At 71.2% G+C, this 19,553-nt stretch carries 11 protein-coding genes; 1 reads left to right on the top strand and 10 read right to left on the bottom strand.

What is annotated here, in order from left to right; translation table 11 throughout:
• The coding region (locus ACFPQ9_RS21415; protein WP_380855297.1) for a maltotransferase domain-containing protein at window positions 1-782 on the bottom strand (782 nt) is incomplete at its 3' end.
• A 262-nt stretch (window positions 783-1,044) separates the two neighbouring features.
• Entirely contained in the window at window positions 1,045-2,247 is a 1,203-nt protein-coding gene (locus ACFPQ9_RS21410; protein WP_380855294.1) for a S8 family peptidase, read from the bottom strand.
• A gap of 319 nt (window positions 2,248-2,566) precedes the next feature.
• Between ACFPQ9_RS21410 and ACFPQ9_RS21405 the strand changes: the two genes are divergently transcribed.
• The gene (locus tag ACFPQ9_RS21405; RefSeq protein ID WP_380855291.1) at window positions 2,567-5,191 is read left to right on the top strand and encodes a glycosyltransferase family 1 protein; all 2,625 of its coding nucleotides are present in this window, start codon (window positions 2,567-2,569) and stop codon (window positions 5,189-5,191) included.
• Between the two features lie 47 nt (window positions 5,192-5,238).
• On the opposite strand, the gene ACFPQ9_RS21400 is transcribed toward ACFPQ9_RS21405, so the two are convergent.
• The 8 genes from ACFPQ9_RS21400 to ACFPQ9_RS21365 form a co-directional block, all read right to left on the bottom strand.
• Window positions 5,239-5,760 (bottom strand): DUF1990 family protein, encoded by a 522-nt coding sequence (locus ACFPQ9_RS21400; RefSeq protein WP_380855288.1) that lies wholly within the window; start codon window positions 5,758-5,760, stop codon window positions 5,239-5,241.
• A gap of 71 nt (window positions 5,761-5,831) precedes the next feature.
• Entirely contained in the window at window positions 5,832-7,499 is a 1,668-nt protein-coding gene (locus tag ACFPQ9_RS21395; RefSeq protein WP_380855285.1) for a M4 family metallopeptidase, read from the bottom strand.
• A gap of 211 nt (window positions 7,500-7,710) precedes the next feature.
• Window positions 7,711-9,759 (bottom strand): M4 family metallopeptidase, encoded by a 2,049-nt coding sequence (locus ACFPQ9_RS21390; RefSeq protein ID WP_380855282.1) that lies wholly within the window; start codon window positions 9,757-9,759, stop codon window positions 7,711-7,713.
• Window positions 9,760-10,041: 282 nt separating this feature from the next.
• Window positions 10,042-12,072 carry an NAD(+) synthase gene (locus ACFPQ9_RS21385; protein WP_380855279.1) on the bottom strand — a complete coding sequence of 677 codons (2,031 nt, stop codon included), beginning with the start codon at window positions 12,070-12,072 and terminating at the stop codon, window positions 10,042-10,044.
• A gap of 88 nt (window positions 12,073-12,160) precedes the next feature.
• Window positions 12,161-13,891: an ABC transporter ATP-binding protein gene (locus ACFPQ9_RS21380; RefSeq protein ID WP_380855332.1), complete on the bottom strand. Its 1,731-nt coding sequence runs from the start codon at window positions 13,889-13,891 to the stop codon at window positions 12,161-12,163.
• A 110-nt stretch (window positions 13,892-14,001) separates the two neighbouring features.
• Window positions 14,002-15,714 (bottom strand): ABC transporter transmembrane domain-containing protein, encoded by a 1,713-nt coding sequence (locus tag ACFPQ9_RS21375; protein WP_380855276.1) that lies wholly within the window; start codon window positions 15,712-15,714, stop codon window positions 14,002-14,004.
• A gap of 39 nt (window positions 15,715-15,753) precedes the next feature.
• Complete coding sequence (locus ACFPQ9_RS21370) at window positions 15,754-17,604, bottom strand: ABC transporter ATP-binding protein (RefSeq protein ID WP_380855273.1); 1,851 nt, start codon at window positions 17,602-17,604, stop codon at window positions 15,754-15,756.
• A complete protein-coding gene (locus tag ACFPQ9_RS21365) occupies window positions 17,601-19,451 on the bottom strand; it encodes an ABC transporter ATP-binding protein (protein WP_380855270.1) in 1,851 nt (616 codons plus the stop codon). The genes ACFPQ9_RS21370 and ACFPQ9_RS21365 overlap by 4 nt, the downstream gene beginning before the upstream one ends.
• Window positions 19,452-19,553 lie beyond the last annotated feature (102 nt).

The following is a 19,553-nucleotide window of genomic DNA, read 5'->3' as shown; positions in this document are numbered from 1 at the left end:
TCGAAGGTGCCGTGCGGCCGTTCCGCGGTCCCCTCGGAGCGGGGGAAGAACTCGTACCACGAGCCGTACAGGGCCCGCTCCCGCTCCACCAGCAGCGGCAGCGGATCCGACGCGGTGACCAGATCCCGCAACGGATAACGCCCCAGCACCGCGTCGACCTCGGGCGTCAGCGCGGCCGCCAACCGCCACGCGGCCGGGCGGCTTTCGTCCCGCAGGGCATCGGCGGCCGCGAGGATCACCGGCCGCCCCTCGTTCTTCGGCACGCCGTCGGCGGCACGCTCGTACAGCCGTGCGCCCTCCTCCAGGACCAGGTCCGTGTCCATCCCGGCGGGGATCTTGATCTCGGCGTGGTGCCGCCAGGTGCTGATGGGGTCGCCCCAGGCCTCCACGTGGTAGGTCCAGTGGCCCGGCTCGCCGGCGGTGACGTCGGCGCCCCAGCGGTCGGTGCCGGGGGCCAGTTCACGCATCGGGGTCCAGGGGCCGGGGCGGCCGGCCGGGTCGGTCAGTACGGCATTGGCGGCCACGGCGTCGTGCCCCTCGCGGAACACGGTCGCCGAGATCTCGAAGGTCTCGCCGGTGACCGCCTTCGCGGGCCTGCGTCCTTGCTGGACGACCGGGCGGACGTCGAGAACCGGTATGCGCCCGACACCGCCGGTCGGGTCGGTCGTGGAGGGTCGCTCCGGAACGGGCGGCCCGGGGTCGGCGGCGGTGGTGCGGGGGACCGGGGGCGCTTCGGTGCGAGGCGTCGGGGGTGTGGACGACTGGTGGTGCATGGCGGGCATGACCGCTCCTGTCCGCGTCAACTCTGCTGGGGCGGATGGCTGTGGGGAGGTGGGTCCTGCGTGGTGACGGTGTAGCTGTGCGGCTGGGCCGCGGGGTGCACGCCCGGGGGCGCACGGGTGGGGTGTACCGGAGGAGCCTTCCCACCCTATTCGTGTGGGCAATCCGGCACTTTGTTAACTACTCACGCGTATGTCTACGCACAAGACCGGCCCCGTTCCTCAGGAACGGGGCCGGTGTCCGCACTTCGCCGTGAAGTGGCCGCTACGAGCCCGGTACCTGCACGAGTTTGTTCGGTGAGCCGAGCCCGCGGCCGGAGACCTTGCCGGAAGCGGCCTGCGCCACCAGCGCCTTGGAGACCTGGGCCGGCGACGCCTTGCGGTGGTCGGCCAGATAGAGCGCGGCCACGCCCGCCACGTGCGGTGACGCCATCGACGTACCCGAGTAGGTGGCCCGGCCGGTGTCGCTCGTGTGGGACGCGGAGGTGATCGACACGCCCGGCGCGAACACGTCCAGCACCGGTCCGGTGTTGGAGAACCCGGCCCGTGCGTCCTTCTTGTCGGTGGCTCCCACGGTGATGGCCTCCCGCACCGCCGCGGGGGAGTACAGGCCGGCCGGCAGCCCGTCGTTGCCCGCCGCCACGGTGTAGGTGACACCGGCGGCGACGGAGTTGCGTACGGCGGCGTCCAGCTGCGCGTTGCGGTGGCCGCCGAGGCTGACGTTGGCGACCGCCGGCTTCCTCGCGTGCTTGGTCACCCAGTCGATGCCGGCGATGACCTGGGCCGTCGTGCCGCCGCCGGCGTCGTCCAGCACGCGCACGGCCACGACCTCGGCTTTCTTGGCCACGCCGTACGTCCTGCCCGCGACGGTGGCGGCGACATGGCTGCCGTGGCCGTTGCCGTCGCCGGCCGTCCGGTCGTTGCCGACGAAGTCCCAGCCGTAGCTCGCCCGGCCCCCGAAGTCCTTGTGCGAGATACGGATCCCGGTGTCGATGACATAGACCGTCACCCCGGCGCCCGCGGACTCGGGCCAGGTGTAGCTCCGGTCCAGCGGAGGATTGGCCTGATCGATGCGGTCGAGACCCCAGGACGGCGGATTCTTCTGCGTGTGCTCCAGGGTCACCCGGGTGTCCTGGACGACCGAGGCGACCCGGGGGTCGGCCGCGAGCCGCTTGGCCTGTCTTTCGTCGGCCCGGACGGAGTAGCCGTTGAGAACCGTGCCGTAGGTGTGGCTTATTTTCGCCCCGTACTTCTCGGCAAGGCTCTTTCCGGCCGCCGTCGGTGCCTTTGTTCCCCCCTTGAGTGTCACCACGTAACTGCCGCTGACGGAGCCGGGGTCTCCGGCGCCGAGTATCTGTCCCTCCGGTCCGGCGTGCGCGGGCATGGTGGTGGCCGAAAGCGCGGCGACACAGGTCACCGCGGTCAGAGCACCCGCCCGGCGCAGACGCCGCGTGCGCGTCCGTGCCATGGTGTGAGTTCCCCTCCTCAACTCGGCGCACGGCGGCCGAGATCGCCGGGTGCACCCGGCGTGGCCGGTACGCCACTGTCACCCTCTCGTGATGTGAGAAGTCGCCACAAGGACGCCTACGGGGGCGGAATCGGCCATATCGGCTATGGGGGATCCGTAAAGGTTGCGCTTGATTTCGGACGGAGGCGCTCGGTCCTCTTCGCTCGACGCTCGCAAAAACGCCCTGTGGTTACGAAGCCCCGCATACCGATACCGTCGGGGGCGATGACGGGACCCACACCGCCGTGTGTCCCCTGCCACGTGCTGCCCGAGGTGAACCGTGAAGGCGATCCGTCGATTCACCGTCCGACCTGTCCTCCCCGAACCCCTCCGGCCCCTCAGCGACCTGGCGCGCAATCTGCGCTGGTCCTGGCATGCGGAGACCCGTGACCTCTTCCAGTCCGTGGACCCCGAGCGCTGGGCCGCCTCGGGCAACGACCCCGTACGGCTGCTGGGCAGCGTCTCGCCCGCGCGCCTCGCGGAACTGGCAGAGGACCGACGCTTCCTGCGCCGGCTGACCGTGGTCGCCGGCGACCTCAACGACTACGTCACCGGTGGACGCTGGTACCAGGACCAGTCCGCCGAACTCCCCGCCGCCGTCGCCTACTTCTCGCCCGAGTTCGGCATCACGGCCGCCCTGCCCCAGTACTCCGGCGGCCTCGGCATCCTCGCCGGGGACCATCTCAAGGCGGCCAGCGACCTCGGTGTGCCGCTGATCGGCGTCGGGCTGCTGTACCGGCACGGCTACTTCCGCCAGACCCTCTCCCGGGACGGCTGGCAGCAGGAGCACTACCCCGTCCTGGACCCCAACGAGCTGCCGCTGGCGCTCCTGAAGGAAGCCGACGGCACCCCCGCCCAGGTCTCGCTCGCCCTGCCCGGCGGCAGGTCGCTGCACGCCCGCGTCTGGCTGGCCCAGGTCGGCCGGGTGCCGTTGCTGATGCTCGACTCCGACGTCGAGGAGAACGACCTCGGCGAACGCGGGGTGACCGACCGGCTCTACGGCGGCGGCAGCGAGCACCGGCTGCTCCAGGAGATGCTGCTGGGCATAGGAGGGGTACGGGCCGTCCGGACGTACTGCCGTCTCACCGGCCACCCGGCCCCCGAGGTCTTCCACACCAACGAGGGACACGCCGGCTTCCTCGGACTGGAGCGCATCGCCGAACTGGCCGCCCAGGGACTGGACTTCGACCCCGCCCTTGAGGCCGTCCGCGCGGGCACGGTCTTCACCACCCACACCCCCGTCCCGGCCGGCATCGACCGCTTCGACCGCGAGCTGGTAGCCCACCACTTCGGACCCGAAGCCGAGCTCCCCGGCATCGACGTCGAGCGCATCCTCCAGCTGGGCATGGAGACCTACCCCGGCGGCGAGCCGAACCTCTTCAACATGGCCGTGATGGGCCTGCGCCTGGGTCAGCGGGCGAACGGCGTCTCGCTGCTGCACGGCAACGTCAGCCGCGAGATGTTCTCGGGCCTGTGGCCGGGGTTCGACCCCGACGAGGTCCCGATCACCTCGGTCACCAACGGTGTCCACGCCCCGACCTGGGTCGCCCCCGAGGTCTTCCGCCTCGGCACCCGCCAGATCGGCCTCCAGCGCACCGAGGACGCGATGACGGTGGGCGGCTCGGACCGCTGGGACGCGGTCGGGGAGATCCCGGACCAGGACATCTGGGAGCTGCGGCGGGTGCTGCGCGAGCAGCTGGTCACGGAGGTGCGCGAGCGGCTGCGCACCTCATGGCGCCAACGGGGCGCCGGAACGGCCGAGTTGGGCTGGATCGACGGTGTCCTGGACCCCGACGTCCTCACCATCGGATTCGCCCGCAGGGTCCCCTCGTACAAGCGCCTGACGCTCATGCTGCGCGACCGCGACCGGCTGATGGACCTGCTGCTGCACCCCGAGCGGCCGATCCAGATCGTGGTGGCGGGCAAGGCGCACCCCGCGGACGACGGCGGGAAGCGGCTGGTGCAGGAGCTGGTGCGGTTCGCGGACGACCCGCGGGTGCGCCACCGCCTCGTCTTCCTGCCGGACTACGGCATGGCGATGGCACAGAAGCTCTACCCCGGCTGTGACATCTGGCTGAACAACCCGCTGCGCCCGCTGGAGGCGTGCGGCACCTCCGGCATGAAGGCGGCCCTGAACGGCTGCCTCAACCTGTCCGTCCTGGACGGCTGGTGGGACGAGTGGTTCCAGCCCGACTTCGGCTGGGCGATCCCCACGGCGGACGGCACCGGCACGGACCCGGACCGGCGCGACGACATAGAGGCGGCGGCGCTGTACGACCTGCTGGAGCAGCGGGTGACCCCGCGTTTCTACGAGCGCGGCCAGTCCGGTCTGCCCGACCGCTGGATCGAGATGGTCCGCCAGACCCTCACCCTGCTCGGCCCGAAGGTGCTGGCGGGCAGGATGGTCCGCGAGTACGTGGAGCGCCTCTACACGCCCGCCGCGCACGCCCACCGCGCGATGACGCCGGACGCGGCGCGTGAACTCGCCGTCTGGAAGGCGCGGGTGCGCTCGGCCTGGCACGACGTGAGCGTCGACCATGTGGAGACGTCCGTGTCGGCGGTGACGGCCACGGCCGAACTCGGCTCGACCCTCACCCTGCGCGTCCGTGTCGGCCTCGGCGAGCTCGCCCCGGACGACGTGGAGGTCCAGGTGGTCTCGGGCCGCGTCGACCCGGAGGACCGCATCGCGGACGCGTCCACGGCGCCCCTGAAGCCGACGGGCGGCCCGGACACCGAGGGCCGCTGGACCTACGAGGGCCCGCTGTCCCTGGACCGGACGGGCCCCTACGGCTACACCGTCCGCATCCTGCCGGCCCACCGTCTGCTGGCGTCGAGCGCGGAGCTCGGGCTGGTGGCGGTGCCCGCCGAGGATCTGGGGGAGGGGGCGGGGGTCCTGATGCGGTGACGCCGTCGCGGGCGCGAGGTCGCGGGGGGTGCTGGCCTCAGTACTCCTCAGTACTCCTTGACCTCGCGCTCGCACAGCTGCCGCAGCACATGGCCGCACCGTCGCGCATAGGCGTGCTGCAGCCCTCGCGTGGCCGGTCCGCCCGCGCGGGCGTACCACTTGGCCCCGCGGCTGAAGGCCCGGACGGTCAGCCAGACCGTGCCGTCGCCCGTGCGGTCGACGACGAAGGACTCCTCACCGCACTCGGGATGGCCGGAAAGAGTGCCGTACGCCCAGCCGATGCGGCGGTGCTCCTCGACCGTCCAGACCACCCGGCACGGGGCCTTGATGACGCCGGCGAGGGTGACCGTGACGTCCACGTCGGGGGACGCGCGGTCGGCCGAGACATCGATGCCGACGCCCAGCTCGCGGTGCATCTCCCAGGTCATGACCGCTTCGGCGGCTCTGCGGAAGACGTCCTCACCCTCGCCGATGCGGGTGCGTACGTGCAGGGGGTGGAAGCCGGGCGGGCAGAAGCCGCTCTCCCGGGTCGCGCCGACGTCTTCGTACGTGAAAGGCCCTGGGGACATAGCTCCCAAGAGTAGGGCGGCACCCGGGGATGCCTTCGTCCCGGGTGCCGCCCCTGGCAACTGCGCGCGCGTCAGCTCACGTTGATGGCCGACCAGGCGGCCGCCACCGAGTTGTACTCGGTGCTGCTCGTGCCGCCGTACAGGGCGGACGCCGCGCTCAGGGTCGCCGTGCGGGCGGCCTTGTAGTTGGTCGTCGACGTCATGTACTCGGTGAGCGCCTTGTACCAGATCGCCGCCGCCTTGTCGCGGCCGATGCCGGTGACCGTGGAGCCGTTGGAAGTCGGGGAGTCGTAGCTGACCCCGTTGATCGTCTTCTTGCCGCTGCCCTCGGACAGCAGGTAGAAGAAGTGGTTCGCCGGGCCCGAGGAGTAGTGCACGTCCAGGCCGCCCAGCGACGAGGACCAGGCGTCCTTGGACGCGCCGTCCTTGCTGGGCTTGTCCATGTAGCGCAGCGGGGTGCCGTCGCCGTTGATGTCGATCTCCTCGCCGATGAGGTAGTCACCGACGTCGGAGGAGTTCTTGGCGTAGAACTCGACGGCCGTGCCGAAGATGTCGGAGGTGGCCTCGTTCAGGCCGCCGGACTCCCCGGTGTAGTTCAGGCCCGCGGTGTTGGAGGTGACGCCGTGGGTCATCTCGTGGCCGGCCACGTCCAGCGAGGTCAGCGGGTTGGTGTTGCCCGTGCCGTCGCCGTAGGTCATGCAGAAGCAGCTGTCGTCCCAGAAGGCGTTGACGTAGGCGTTGCCGTAGTGGACGCGGGAGTAGGCGGCCTTGCCGTCGTTCTTGATGCCGCTGCGGCCGAAGGTGTTCTTGTAGTAGTCCCAGGTCTCCTGCGCGCCGTAGGCCGCGTCGACGGCGGCCGTCTGGTCGGTGGAGGAGCTGGAGGCGGTGCCGGTGCCCCAGGTGTCGTCCGCGTCGGTGAACAGCGTGCCGGCGGAGGAGCTGGTGCTGCGAGCCTTGTTGTACGTCTTGTGGCCGCCGCGCGTGGTGTCGTAGAGCTGGTACGTCGAGCCCGACTTGGTCGTGCCGAGGGTGACCGTGCCGGAGTACAGGCTCTTGCCGGTGCCGGTCTCGATGCCCTGGTACTCGTAGAGCTTCTTGCCGGTGGCGGCGTCGGTGATGACGTGCAGCTCGTTCGGGGTGCCGTCGTCCTGGAGGCCGCCGACGACGGTCTCGTAGGCGAGGACCGGCTTGCCGTTCGCCGCCCAGATCACCTTGCGCGGCGCCTTGTCCGCCTCGGTCTTCTTCGAACCGGCCGACTTGGCGAGCGAGACCGCCTGGCCCTCGGCCTTGGCCGCGGTGATCGCCGGCTTCAGCGAGGCGACCTTGATGGTGGCCGTCGTCGCCTTGGTCACGCCCTTTCTCGCGCCGGACGCCGACTGGTGGACGACCAGGTCGCCGCCGAGGACGGGCAGGCCCGCGTAGGTGCGCTCGTAGCGGGTGTGGACGCTGCCGTCGGCGTCCTTGACGACGTCCTTGACGAGAAGCTTCTCCTGGGCGCCGAGGCCTATCTCGTCGGCGGTGGCGGCGGCCTTGGCCTGCCGGTCCTGGATGAGCGTGGTGCGCGCGGCGGGGGCGAGCGCGACCGGTGCGGCGAGCGGGGCGGCCTTGGTGCCGGCGTCCGCGGGGGCCGCGGCGGCCGAACCACCGGTGGTCAGGGCGGTGGTGAGGAGGGCCCCGGCGGCCACGGAGGTGGCGATGGCCAGGGTGGTGCGCTTGCGACGCGCGTAGAGGGGGGTCACACGAGCTCCTTTTGTGGGGGAGGTGCATTGGTGCTGGTGCGGCGGGTGGGGGAAGCGTGACACCTGGGACGCGTACATGTCAGGAGTGCTCGGTGATGTTGGCCAAGATTTGACTGAACGGTGAACGTTTCAGACATGCGAACGGGCGCCGTCCCGGCGGGAGTTGAACCCACCGAGACGGCGCCCTGTCAGAGGCGGACCGTGCACGGGCCTACGGGAAGGTGAGCTTCCAGCTGTTGATGTAGCCGGTGTCGATGGCCGCGTTGTCCTGGACCCGCAGCGTCCAGACGCCGTTCGCCGCCTCGGAGGAGGCGTTCACCGTGTAGGTGGTGTTGAGGTTGTCCGAGCTGCCGCCCGTGCCGTACCCCTTCAGCGTGTACACCGTGCCGTCGGGGGCGAGCAGATCCACCTTCAGGTCACCGATGTACGTGTGGACGATGTCCACGCCGACCTGGAGGTTGGACGGCGCGTTGCCGGTCCGCCCGGAGACGGTGATCGGCGAGGTGACCGCCGCGCCCCGGTCCGGGATCGCCACGTCGGTGCCGCTCTCGAAGGTGGTGCCGCCACCGCCGCCGCCGTCCGAGCGCGTGCCCACGTTGACGCCCGCCCAGGCGTCCTGCACGGCCTTGTACTCGGCGCTCGTGGTGCCGTACAGCTCACCGGCGGCCGCGAGGGTGCCGGTGCGTGCTGCGGCGTAGTTGGTGTTCGAGGTGAACTTGGTGGTCAGCGAGCGGAACCAGATCTTCTCCGCCTTGGCGCGGCCGATGCCGGTGACCGGAAGGCCGTCCGAGGTGGGCGAGTTGTAGGTGACACCGTTGATGACCTTGGTGCCGCTGCCCTCGCTCAGCAGGTAGAAGAAGTGGTTCGCCGGGCCCGACGAGTAGTGCACGTCGATCGAGCCGATGCCCGAGTACCAGGCGTCCTTGGACGCGCCGTCCTTGCTCGGCTTGTCCATGTAGCGCAGCGGGGTGCCGTCGCCGTTGATGTTGATCTCCTCGCCGATGAGGTAGTCACCGACGTCGGAGGCGTTGTTGGCGTAGAACTCGACGGTCGAGCCGAAGATGTCGGAGGTCGCCTCGTTCAGACCGCCGGACTCGCCGCTGTAGATGAGCCCCGCGGTGTTGGAGGTGACGCCGTGGGTCATCTCGTGGCCGGCCACGTCGATCGACGTCAGCGGGTTGGCGTTGCCCGAGCCGTCGCCGTACGTCATGCAGAAGCAGCTGTCGGACCAGAAGGCGTTGACGTAGTTGTTGCCGTAGTGGACCCGGGAGTAGGCGCCGACGCCGTCGCCCCGGATGCCGCTGCGGCCGTGCACGTTCTTGTAGTAGTCCCACGTCAGCGCGGCACCGTAGTGCGCGTCCGCGCCCGCGGTCTCCGCGTTGGACGCGGCGCCGTTGCCCCACACGTCGTCCGGGCCCGAGAACAGCGTGCCGGTGCCGGAGGTGCCGCGGTTGAGGTTGTACGTCTTGTGGTTGCCGCGCGCGCCGTCGGTCAGGTTGTACGTCGACCCGGACTGCGTGGTGCCGAGCGTCACCGTGCCGCTGTACATCGTGTTGCCGGTACCGGTCTCGATGGCCTGGTACTCGTACAGCTTGGCGCCGGTGGCGGCGTCGGTGACGACGTGCAGCTCGCTGGGGGTGCCGTCCTCCTGGAGGCCGCCGACGACGGTCTCGTAGGCGAGGGTCGGCTTGCCGTTCGCGGCCCAGATCACCTTGCGCGGCGCCTTGTTGACGTCCGGGCTCTTGGCGTCCTCGGCCTTCGCCGCGGCCAGCGCCTGCTTCTCCGCCTTGGCGGCGGGGACGGCGGCGGTCGTGGTCGCCGGCTTGATGGCGGCACGGGTCGCCTTCACGACGTCCTTGGTGACGCCGGACTTCGTGGTCTCGACGACCAGGTCGCCGCCGAGAACGGGCAGACCGTCGTAGGTCCGCTCGTAGCGGGTGTGGACCGTGCCGTTGCCGTCCTTGACGACGTCACGGACGACCAGCTTCTCCTTGGCGCCCAGGCCCAGGTCCTTGGCGGTGTCCGCCTTGGTGGCGTTGGCTTCGCGTATCAGCTCGGCGCGCTGGGCGGGGGAGAGTTTGACCGACTCGGCGCCCGGTATGACCTTGCCCGCGGCCGACGGTGCCTTCTCCGGGGCTGCGGTGGCGGCGCCGGTCTGGACTGCCGCGGCGATCAGGGCGGAGACGCCGACCAGGGCGACGGCGGCGGCCCTGCGGTGCGTCGTGTGGGGGGTGCGTCTGTGGGAGGAACTGTCTCTCAACACTGACTCCTTCTGCGCGGCCGCGGATCACGCGGCCAGGGGAGACCGGCCGGCGGGTGGGCCGTCCGGGCGACACGGGGTGGTACGCAGAACGACGTGCGCGTGCGGGAGTTCGGCCGCGGGCACCGTCGAGTGACGGTGCTGTGGGGTTGCTGTATCGCGGCCGTGGGAAGAGTGGCAGGTGACTGCGGTTTCTGTCAGGACCGCGTCAGAAAGTTGGCCGGAAATCGTTCGTTGTCCGGGAGTTCACGTTCGATAAACGGACCCGACGGGCTCAGTGCCTCATACGTCGATACGGCCGAGGTCGCGCAGCCACGCGGCCGCGTTGCCGTCGGACGGTGCCCGCCAGTCGCCGCGCGGAGAGAGCGAACCGCCCGCCGAGACCTTCGGGCCGTTCGGCATCGCGGAGCGCTTGAACTGTGCGAACGCGAAGAAGCGACGGCAGAAGACCTCCAGCCAGCGCCGGATCTCGGCCAGGTCGTACGCCACCCGCTTCGCCTCGGGGAACCCGGGGGGCCAGCTGCCGGCCCGGGGGTCGTGCCACGCGTGCCACGCGAGGAAAGCGATCTTCGACGGCCGGAAGCCGTACCGCAGGACGTGGAAGAGCGTGAAGTCGTGCAGCGCGTACGGCCCGATCTTCGACTCGGTGGACTGCATCTCCTCGCCCGGCACCAGCTCGGGGCTGATCTCGGTGTCGAGGATCGCGCCCAGGGTCTTACCGGTCTCCGCGTCGAACTGCTCGCTGCCGATGACCCAGCGGATCAGATGCTGGATCAGCGTCTTCGGCACACCGGAGTTGACGTTGTAGTGGCTCATCTGGTCGCCCACGCCGTACGTGGACCAGCCGAGCGCCAGCTCCGACAGGTCACCGGTGCCCAGCACGATGCCGCCGCGCTGGTTCGCGAGCCGGAACAGGTAGTCGGTGCGCAGGCCCGCCTGCACGTTCTCGAAGGTGACGTCGTACACCGGCTCGCCGGCCGCGAACGGGTGCCCCATCTCCTTCAGCATCAGCCGCGCGGTCGGCGTGATGTCCAGCTCGGCCGCGGTGACGCCGAGCGAGTTCATCAGCTTGTGGGCGTTGTCCTTGGTGTGGTCGCTGGTGGCGAACCCGGGCAGGGTGAAGGCGAGGATGTCGCTGCGCGGACGCCCGGCCCGGTCCATCGCACGGGCGGCGACGATCAGCGCGTGCGTGGAGTCGAGGCCGCCGGACACACCGATGACGACCTTCGGGCCGCCGATCGCCGAAAGACGCTGCTGAAGGCCCGCGACCTGGATGTTGTACGCCTCGTAGCAGTCGAGCGCGAGCCGGTCGGCGTCGGCGGGCACGAACGGGAAGCGCTCGACCCGGCGCCTGAGCCCGAGATCGGTACGGGGCGCGTCGAGCCGGAACCCGATTCTCCGGAAGTCGTCGGTCCGCCCGGCGTGCGCACGCCGGTTGTCGTCGAACGTGCCCATCCGGTGCCGCTCCTGCCGCAGCAGGTCGAGATCGACGTCGGCCACCGCGTACTGGTCGTCGCTCGCGAAGCGGTCCGTCTCGGCGAGCAGGGCGCCGTTCTCGTAGATCATGGTCTGTCCGTCCCAGGACAGATCCGTCGTCGACTCACCCAGACCGGCCGCCGAGTAGACGTAGGCCGCCAGACAGCGCGCGGACGCCGCCCGGCACAGCAGCCGGCGGTCCTCGGCCCGGCCGACCGTGATCGGGCTGCCCGAGAGGTTGGCGAGCACGGTCGCCCCGGCCAGCGCGGCCTCCGCGCTCGGCGGCACCGGCACCCACATGTCCTCACAGATCTCCGCGTGCAGCACCAGACCCGGGACGTCGTCGGCCTCGAAGAGCAGATCGATCCCGAACGGCACCTCCTGGCCGCCGACCCGGATCGTCCCGCCGCGCTCGTTCTCGCCGGAGGCGATCTGCCGCTTCTCGTAGAACTCGCGGTAGTTCGGCGGGTACGACTTCGGCGCGACGCCGAGGATCCGGCCGCGGTGCACGATCACCGCGCAGTTGTAGATCCGGTGGCGATGGCGCAGCGGAGCGCCGATCACCAGCACCGGCAGCAGGTCCGCCGACCCGGCCACCACGTTCCGCAGCGCCTGCTCCACCTCGTCGAGCACCGGATCCTGCAGCAGCAGGTCCTCGATCGAGTAGCCGGTCAGACCCAGCTCGGGGAAGACGGCGACCGCGACGCCGTCGCGCGCGCACGCCTGCGCCTGCCGCAGCACCGCCTCCGCGTTGGCGAGCGGATCGGCGATGACGGTGTGGCCCGTGCACGCGGCGACCCGCGCGAAGCCGTGCTGGTAGATCGACCAGAAGTTCAATGGACTGCGGCTTTCTGCTGTGGCTTTCTACCGTGGCTTTCTTCAGCGTGCCAGGGATCTCCTACGGCAACGAGCATAGATCGCCTGTTCAGGCGGACCGCTCCCCGTGCCAGGACCGCCACAGCGCCGCGTACGCCCCGTCCGCCGCGACCAGCTCGTCATGGGTGCCGAGCTCGGTCAGCCGGCCGTTCTCCATCACGGCCACGCGGTCCGCGTCGCTGGCGGTGTGCAGCCGGTGCGCGATGGCGATGACGGTACGGCCCTGAAGCACGGCGGCCAGCGCGCGCTCGGTGTGGCGGGCGGTCGTCGGGTCGAGCAGCGCCGTCGCCTCGTCGAGGATCAGGGTGTGCGGGTCGGCCAGCACCACCCGTGCGAGCGCGAGCTGCTGGGCCTGCGAGCCGTCCGTGGCGCGGCCGCCGTCGCCCAGCGCCGTGTCCAGGCCGTCCGGCAGCCGCCGTACCCAGGAGTCGGCGCCCACCGCGGTCAGGGCGGCCCACAGGTCCTCGTCCGTGGCCGACGGCTCGGCGATCCGCAGGTTGTCGCGGACCGTGCCGAGGAAGACATGGTGCTCCTGGGTGACCAGCACGACCTGGCGGCGCAGCTGCTCCGGGCCCAGCGCGACGACCGGCACACCGCCGACCGTCACCGAGCCGTCGGTCGGCGCGTCCACGCCCGCGAGCAGCCGGCTCAGGGTCGTCTTCCCGGCGCCGGACGGTCCGACCACCGCGAGACGCTCGCCCGGCCGGACGGTCAGGTCGACCCCGCTGAGGACCTCGCCGCCGCGGTCGTAGGCGTAGCGCACGCCGGTCACGTCGATCCGGTCGCCGGCGGGGGTGGGGGAGTCGGTCTCCCTCGCCCGCGGAGCCTGCGCCAGGCCCTCCACGCGGGCGAACGAGGCGCCGCTGCTCTGGAGTTGCTCGATCCGCATCAGGATCTCGTCGAGCGGACCGGCCATCTGCTGCTGGTACAGCGCCGCCGCGACCGCCGTGCCCAGGCTGATCGTGCCCTGCGTGTGCAGCGCCCCGCCGACGAGCAGGACCGTCGCCACCGGGACGAGATAGGCGATCTCCACCGACGGGAAGAACACCGAGCGCAGGAAGAGGGTGTGCAGACGGGTCCGGCGCGCCGTCTCCAGCGCGTCCCGGCTCGCCGCCACCCGCCGCCGCTCCAGCCGCAGTGCCTCCACCGTGCGGGCGCCGCCCGCGGTCGCCGCCAGGATCTCCGCGACGTCCGAGGTGGCCGCGCCCTCGGCGAGGTACCCGCTGCGGGCGCGGCGCAGATACCAGCGCAGCACCGGCCACAGACCAGCCAGCCCGAGCAGACCGCAGGCGCCGAGCAGGGGGTCCAGCACGAAGACCGCGCCCAGCAGGAACAGGACCTGCACGGAGTTGATGAGCAGCTCGGGCCCGGCGTCACGCAAGGTGGTGCCGACGGCCGCCACGTCGGCGGTGCCGCGCGCCGTCAGGTCCCCGGTGCCGGCCCGCTCCACGACCGACGCGGGCAGCGCGAGCGTGCGGTCCACGAACTCCTCGCGGACGCGGGCGAGGATGCGTTCGCCGAAGCGGTGGCCGATGTAGCGGGCCCAGCGGGCCAGCAGCAACTGGGCTGTCGCCGCCACCAGGATCGCCAGGGCCAGCTTGTCGACGGTCGTCACGCCGTTGCCGGCGCGGATCTCGTCGATGATGTCGCCCACCAGCCAGGGGGCGGCGAGGCCGGCGATCGCGGCGGCCGCGTTCAGTGCGAGTACGGCGGTGAAGGCCTTGGCGTCGGCTCGGACGAGGCGGACGGTGGCTCGGCGGACTGCCTTGGGTTTTGCGATGGGGAGGGTTGTGCGGGGGAGAGCTCGGGGCTTTGTGTTGTTCGCCGGGTGCTGGTGCGTCGTGGTTTGTCGCGCAGTTCCCCGCGCCCCTGGGGGGCGTTGCCGTGCCGTCACCTCATGACCTCCTCGGCGTCCTCGTCCCGGGCCACCAGGGCTCGGTAGCCGGGCTCCCCGTCCAGCAGTTCCGTGTGCGTGCCCGTGGCCGCCACCTTGCCGTCGACCAGGTAGTGCACGGTGTCCGCGCGGTCCAGGACGAGGGGGGACGTGGTGGTGACGACGGTCGTGCGGCCGGCGCGCTCGGCGTGCAGGCGTTCGGCGACCCGTGCCTCCGTGTGGGCGTCCAGGGCCGAGGTCGGTTCGATCGCCAGGAGGACCTCCGGGTCGGCCAGCAACGCGCGGACCAGCCGGATCCGCTGGCGCTGGCCCCCGGAGAGGTTGCGGCCCTGGGTGTCGATCGGGGTGTCCGGGCCGTCGGGGAGGCCGCGCACGATGTCCTCGGCGACCGCGGCGCGCACCGCCCGTGCGACGGCCGCGTCGTCCGGATCCCACGCGCCGCCGACCAGCTCGCGCAGCGGACCGGCGAACAGGTCCGACTCGTGGTCGGCCACCAGGACCCGCCCCCGCACCTGCGACAAGGCGATCTCGTCGAGCGTGACCCCGCCCCAGGTCGCCGCCGACGGCACATACCGGCCGAGGCGGTCGACGACGGCCACGGCGTCGGCGGGCAACGCCCCGGCCAGCGCGGTCAGACGGCCCGGCAGCACCCGCACTCCGGAATCGGGGTCGTACAGCACCGCCGGTTCGGCCGGCGCGTCCCGGGTCCCGGTGTCCGCCATCGGCTCCAGCTGCAGGAACCGTACGACCCGTCGTGCCGCCACCACGCCTCGGCTGACCTGATAGCCGCACTCGATGAAGAACGCCACCGGCCCCACCAGCACCGCGACATAGCCGTACACCGACACCAACTCGCCCACGGTGATGGCCCCCTGGGCGGCCAGCCGCGCCGCCAGCCAGGTCACCACGGCCAGGAACAGGGTCGGCAGCCCCACCCCGAGTGCCTGCACCCAACTGGTCACCGCCCCGACCCGGTACCCCTGCGCCCGAAGCCGCTGTGAGTCGCGGTGGAAGGCGTCGGCGACCAGGCCCTTGCCGCCGAGGCCGTTGAGGACGCGCAGACCGCCCGCGAGGTCGGCGATCCGTGCGGTCAGTACGCCCTGCCGCTCCCTGTACTGCGTCTCCGTCGCCTGCAGCCGTCCCAGCAGAGGCCCGACGAGCACGCCGACCAGCGGCATACCGAGCAGCACCACCACGGCGATCGGCACCGACACCGACACCAGCAGTCCGGCGATCACCAGATAGGCGACGACCGCCCCCACCCCGGGGCCGACGACGGTCAGGGACTGGCTGATGGTCTGCACGTCGCCCACACCGATCGTGACGACCTCCCCGGCCCCGATCCGGCGCGGCAGCGTGGCGCCCAGTCGTACCGCCTGCCCCATCAGCACCTTGACCGTGCGGAAGTTGGCGTCCATCCGCACCCGCGTCATCGTGCGGTGCCGCATGATGCTCAGCCAGGCGTTGAACATTCCCACCGCGAACAGCGCGCCCGTCCACCCCGCCAACGCTCCTTGGTCACCGGCCGTCAGCCCGTCGTCGACGGCACGGGACATCAGATACGGCGTCGCCGCCAGCAGCACCATCCACACACTGGAGATCAGCGCTCCCACGACGGACCGCGTCTTCTGGCGCATGACCAACCACCACAGATACCGCCACCCGCCGCGACAGTCGGGCTCACCCGGATCCTCGTACGCGTCGATCATCGTCCCCGTGCCCCGTTCGTCGTCCCGCTCGTCGTTCCGCTACGCCAGGCTGTCCCGCCAGGCCCGGTGCAGATCCGCGAACCTGCCCGTCCCGGCGATGAGTTCGTCCGGTGTGCCGTCCTCCACGATCCGGCCGTGCTCCATGACCAGCACCCGGTCGGCGATCTCGACCGTGGACAGGCGGTGGGCGATGACCACGGCCGTGCGTCCGCGCAGGACCGTCGTCATCGCGCGCTGCACGGCCCGTTCGCCGGGGATGTCGAGGGAGCTGGTCGCCTCGTCCAGGATCAGCACGGCCGGGTCCGCGAGCAACGCCCGCGCGAACGCCACGAGCTGGCGCTGACCGGCGGAGATACGGCCGCCGCGCTTGCGTACGTCGGTGTCGTAGCCGTCGGGCAGGGAGCTGATGAAGTCGTGCGCGCCGATCGCCTTCGCGGCCTGCTCGATCTCCTCACGGGTGGCGTCCGGGCGGCCGATGGCGATGTTCTCGGCGACCGTGCCGGAGAACAGGAACGCCTCCTGCGTCACCATCACCACCCCGCGCCGCAGTTCCGCCACGGGCAGCTCGCGCAGGTCGACGCCGTCCAGCAGGACCCGGCCCGCGGAGGGGTCGTAGAACCGGGCGACCAGCTTGGCCAGCGTCGACTTGCCGGCGCCGGTGGAGCCGACGACCGCGACCGTCTGCCCGGCCGGGAGCGTGAGGTCGAAGCGGGGCAGCACCTCGCCGCCGGTGCGGTAGCCGAAGCGGACGTCGTCGAAGACGACCTCGCGGCCGGGGTGCTCGGTGCGCAGTGCGGGGAGCTGCCGGGGCGTCTGCGGCTCGGGGACGGACGGCGTCTGCGCGAGCAGGCCGGCGATCTTCTCCAGGGACGCGGCCGCCGACTGGTAGGAGTTCAGGAACATGCCGAGCCGGTCGATCGGGTCGTACAGCCGGCGCAGATAGAGCACGGCCGCGGCCAGCACACCCAGGGCGAGCGTGCCGCCCGCGACGCGGTAGGCGCCCCACAGCACGATCCCGGCGACGGCCGTGTTGGCGACGAGCCGGGAGCCGACGACATAGCGGGCCATCTCCAGCAGGGCGTCGCCGTTGGTGCGCTCGTGCCGGGTGTTCAGGACCCGGAAGTCGGCGTCGTTGGCGGCCTCGCGGCGGAACGCGCGCACCGGGCGAATGCCGTTCATCGTCTCGACGAACTTGACGATCACCGCCGCGATGGCGGTGGACCGCAGGGTGTACACGCGGGCGGCACGCCGCCGGTAGAGCCGTACGAGCAGATACAGCGGCACGAACGAGGCCACGGCGACCGCGCCGAGGCCGAGGTCCAGCCACAGCAGCATCGCCGAGATGTAGACGAACGACAGGATGACGGTGACGAGTTCCTGCAGGCCCTCGTTCAGGAGCTCGCGCAGGGACTCCACGTCCGTGGTGGAGCGGGAGATGAGCCGCCCCGAGGTGTAGCGCTCGTGGAAGTCGACGCTCAGGGCCTGGGCGTGCCGGAAGATCCGGCCGCGCAGGTCGAGCAGTACGTCCTGGTTGACGCGGGCGGCCGCCAGGATGAACGCGTACTGGAGCACGCCGGAGACGACCGCGCACCCCAGATAGCCGGCGCCGACCGCGATCAGCGGCCCGAGGTCGTCGCGCCGGAACGCCGGCACGGCCGAGTCGATGGCGTACGCCACCAGCAGGGGGCCCGCCTGCACCGCCGCCTGCTGGAGCAGCAGCAGGAGCGTGGTCAGGGCGACGCGGGCCTTCATGGGGGCGAGCAGCGAGCGCAGGAGCGTGATCGTGGCGCCCGGGGGAGTGGGCAGGACGTCGTGGTCGAAGGGGTCGACGTCCTTGGAGGGTTCTTCGGCCGGCTGTTCCTTGCCCGGTGCGGTGGTGGTCGCCGTCATCGGTCGGTCTCCTCGTTTCCGGCCATGAGATGGGCGTACTCGGCGTTGCCGCGCAGGAGTTCCTGGTGGGTGCCCACGGCGGTGATGCGGCCGCCGGAGAGCAGGGCGACACGGTCGGCCAGCAGCACCGTGGACGGGCGGTGGGCGACGATGAGGGCGGTGGTCTGCGCGAGCACGTCCCGCAGGGCCGCCTCGACCGCGGCCTCGGTGTGCACGTCGAGGGCGGACAGGGGGTCGTCGAGGACGAGGAACCTGGGGCGGCCGACGACCGCCCGCGCGAGCGCGAGGCGCTGGCGCTGGCCGCCGGAGAGACTGAGGCCCTGCTCGCCGACCTGTGTCCCGGTCCCGTGGGGCAGGTTGTGCGCGAACGCGGCCTGCGCGACGCCGAGCGCCCGCTCCAACTCGGGCTCGCCCGCGCCCGCTCCGGCCCCCATGAGAACGTTGTCGGCCACGCTGGCCGAGAAGAGTGTGGGTTCCTCGAAGGCGACGGCGACGAGTTCGCGCAGCGTTTCCCTCGGCATGGCGGTGATGTCCGTACCGTCGAGGGTGATCCGGCCGGATGTCAGCTCATGCAGGCGGGGGACGAGAGTGGTGAGGGTCGTCTTGCCGCTGCCGGTGGCTCCGACGAGAGCCATGGATTCGCCGGGACGGATGTGCAGGTCGACGTGGTCGAGTGTGGGAGGGGAGTCTTCTGGGGCGTCGGGATAGCGGAAACGGACGTTGTGGAAGCGGATGCCGTCTTTTTCGGCTGCGGGGCCGTGGGGGCTTGTCGCGCCCCGCGGCGGCGCCGCATATTGATACAGCCCCGCGCCCCTTTGGGGCGCGTCCCTCAGGGACGCTTCCTGCTCCGGCCTTTCATCCATGACCTCGAAATAGCGCTCCGTCGCCGTCGCCGCCTCCTGGCTCATCGCCAGCAGAAAGCCGATCGAGTCCACCGGCCACCTCAGCGCGAGCGCGGTCGACAGGAACGCCACCAGCGTGCCCGCCGACAGCTCGCCGTCCGCCACCTGTACGGCGCCCAGGACCAGCGCCGCCCCGATGGCCAGCTCCGGCAGCGTCACGATGACGCCCCAGATCGTCGCCAGGAGTCGGGCCTTGCGCAGTTCCGTGCCGCGCAGGGTCCGGGACAGTTCCCGGAAGGCGCGTGCCTGGCTGCGGTGCCGGCCGAAGCCCTTGATGATCCGGATCCCGAGCACGCTCTCCTCGACGACCGTCGTCAGATCGCCGACCTGGTCCTGAGCGCGTCGCGCCACTTCGGCGTACCGCTTCTCGAAGATCACGCAGGTGACCATCACGGGCACGGCCGGGATCAGGATCACCAGCCCCAGCGTCCAGTCCTGGAGCAGCATGATGATCACGCCGACGAGGATCGTCACGCTGTTGACCAGCAGGAACGTCAGCGGGAAGGCGAGGAACATGCGCAGCAGCATCAGATCGGTCGTGCCGCGTGACAGCAACTGCCCCGACGCCCACCGGTCGTGGAAGGCCACCGGCAGCCGCTGAAGACGCCGGTACAGATCCGCCCGCATCCCCGCCTCGACGCCCGCCAGCGGCCGCGCCACCAACCAGCGCCGCAGCCCGAACAGCAACGCCTCCGCGAGCCCGAGCAGCAGCAGATACAGCGCCCCGAGCCACACCCCGGCCGGATCCCGGTCGGCGACCGGCCCGTCCACCATCCACTTCAGGAGGAGCGGGATGACCAGCGACATACAGGAGGCGACGACCGCCACGCCCGCGGCGGCGAACAGCCGCACCCGCACCGGCCGTACGTACGGCCACAGGCGCAGCAGCGTACGTACGGCGGATCGTTCGGATGTGTTCCGGTCGGTTGCACGTGTCGTCACCATCAGCAGCGAGCCTACGGATCGCCACTGACACTGCCCACCGAGTTTTGGCCGGTCCGCGCTCGGTCGCTGGTCCTACGACCAGGGCGTTCGACGGGTCGTACG

Origin of the sequence: Streptomyces coerulescens, assembly GCF_042657965.1 — a bacterium.
Lineage (GTDB): Bacteria > Actinomycetota > Actinomycetes > Streptomycetales > Streptomycetaceae > Streptomyces > Streptomyces coerulescens.
Note: the sequence above shows the minus strand (reverse complement) of the source record. Positions and strands in the feature narration are given on the sequence as shown.